The organism is Peribacillus sp. NPDC056705, assembly GCF_043656335.1.
The window spans coordinates 1-1,910 of record NZ_JBHTYI010000133.1; the positions used below are offsets into that span (position 1 = coordinate 1).

Annotated in this window: 2 protein-coding genes; both read right to left on the minus strand. The window is 44.8% G+C overall.

Annotation, left to right across the window (positions count from 1 at the left end):
• The coding region (locus ACFRAK_RS28185) for an LCP family glycopolymer transferase (protein WP_394573065.1) at positions 1-519 on the minus strand (519 nt) is incomplete at its 3' end.
• Between the two features lie 241 nt (positions 520-760).
• Entirely contained in the window at positions 761-1,741 is a 981-nt protein-coding gene (locus tag ACFRAK_RS28190) for a D-alanyl-D-alanine carboxypeptidase family protein (protein WP_394573066.1), read from the minus strand.
• Positions 1,742-1,910: the final 169 nt, after the last annotated feature.

Below are 1,910 nucleotides of genomic sequence, written 5' to 3' on the forward strand. Positions count from 1 at the left end.
GTCTTTGCCAATCGGAAGTTCTACGCCACCCATAGCATCTACAACATTCTTCAAGCCTTCAAAGTTAATGGAAGCATAGTAGTCGATCTCCTCGTCAAAGAACGCCTCCATCGTATCCTTGGCCATCTGGTGACCACCAAAGGCAAACGCATGATTAATCTTATCTTTTCTGTCACGCCCGATAATGTCCACATACGTATCCCTCGGTACGGAGATCAACAGAACCTTAGACTCCATGGGACGAACTACGGCATAAATCAATGTATCGGAACGAGCAGCCTCCTGGTCCCGCTGGTCGCTTCCGAGCAGCATGACGGAGAAAGGCTCGCTCTGCATTACGACAGGCTCAGGTGTCTTGTCACTTTGCAGCGGCTTATACGAGTGCTGCAAAGATTCTTCCACGTCCTTAGCCATAAACAGATCAAATGCCACAATAGCCAGTTGCGTTCTGAACAAGTACGCAGATGATCCCAGCAATAAAACAATAGCAAGTGTAATATATATTGATTTCCTCTTCATGAGTTCAATTCCTTCTTTATTATATAATAAATGATGGGATAAGTCAGATTGAGAAAGGGCTCTTAGAGACCCTGAACGATTAGGCTCACCCTCCTTTCCTTATTAAACGGGATGCTTGCCCGTTGACTCACTTTTTAACTTGAGACGAATTACTGCACATGATCTATTGTAAACTAAATTCTTGTGTTATGTGAACCCTGCGGGACTGGATCTATAAATCTACCAATTTAGGCAGTTACCATCAATATTTATGATTTCGATGAAATGAAAGCACAGCGGCTGTACCTGATTGCATAAACCAGCTGTCCAGCCGCTCCCTCCATGTTAATGTCTTGGCAAATCCGTAATCGAATAACTTACGTGTCTCCTCAAACCTAGCCTCTCGCGACTCCGTACCCATTACGACTGCAATCAATCTTGTTCCTTGCTGCTCTGCCGTGCCGGTAAAACAATAACCAGCATTCGCGCTATAGCCGGTCTTCAAGCCATCTGTACCCTCATAAGAGTATGGCCCGCCAAGGGTAGAAAGCATCCAATTCGTATTGCTTAAATATAAATTTCTTCCACTTAATTTCATTTGTGTCTTACTGGACATACTTAATATATCAGGGTGGCTTGTAATCAGATGCGCCGTCAGTTTAGCTGTATCCTCAGCCGTCATAACGGTTTCCATATCGGTTGGTACGCCAAGCGGCCACAGACTAGATGACTTGTTATCTACTCCTGTAGTATTCACGAATCGCGATTGATCCGATAAGCCAATCTTCCGCGCTTTATCGTTCATCTTGCGGACAAACGCTTCCTCTGAACCAGCAAAATGCTCAGCTAATGCTACGCTTGCGTCATTCGTGTTATACACCGCCATACTCTGAAATAATTCGCGGACAGTAAAGATCTCCCCATGCTTCAGAGCCAACTTAGCACCTGTTGTCTTGCTAGCTAGGCCAGTAATTTGGACTTCATCGTCCCATGTTCGAAGTCCGGATTTAATATCGTCCAGGATGACCAGTTCCGTCATCAGCTTGGCCATACCTGCCGGGGGAAGCGGTACGTCACCATTGTGGCTGTACAAAATACGTCCGGTGGACATATCCATCAGGACGACTGCTTTTGCCTCAACCCTGGGTTTAAACCCGGCACGTTCCCCATAACCACTGATTATGGTTGCTATCAGGACAAGAACGATTATGATGATTACGATCCAAAGCCACCGTTTTTTCATAGATTTACCCTCCACATATATATAGACGGATGAAAGAGGGGTTTGGTCTGCAATTTTTCGAAATTTCATCACAGGAAAATCATGTAAACCAAATTCGCAATACATTTCAGACCTAAAAAGGACTTCCCATTCCTTCTATAGACGGAGGAAGCCCTTTTTGAATTTTGCT

What these genes read in the sequence shown, in the direction of transcription:
- ACFRAK_RS28190 (WP_394573066.1), bottom strand. Translation starts at nt 1,741, where the DNA reads ATGAAAAAACGGTGGCTTTGGATCGTAATCATCATAATCGTTCTTGTC.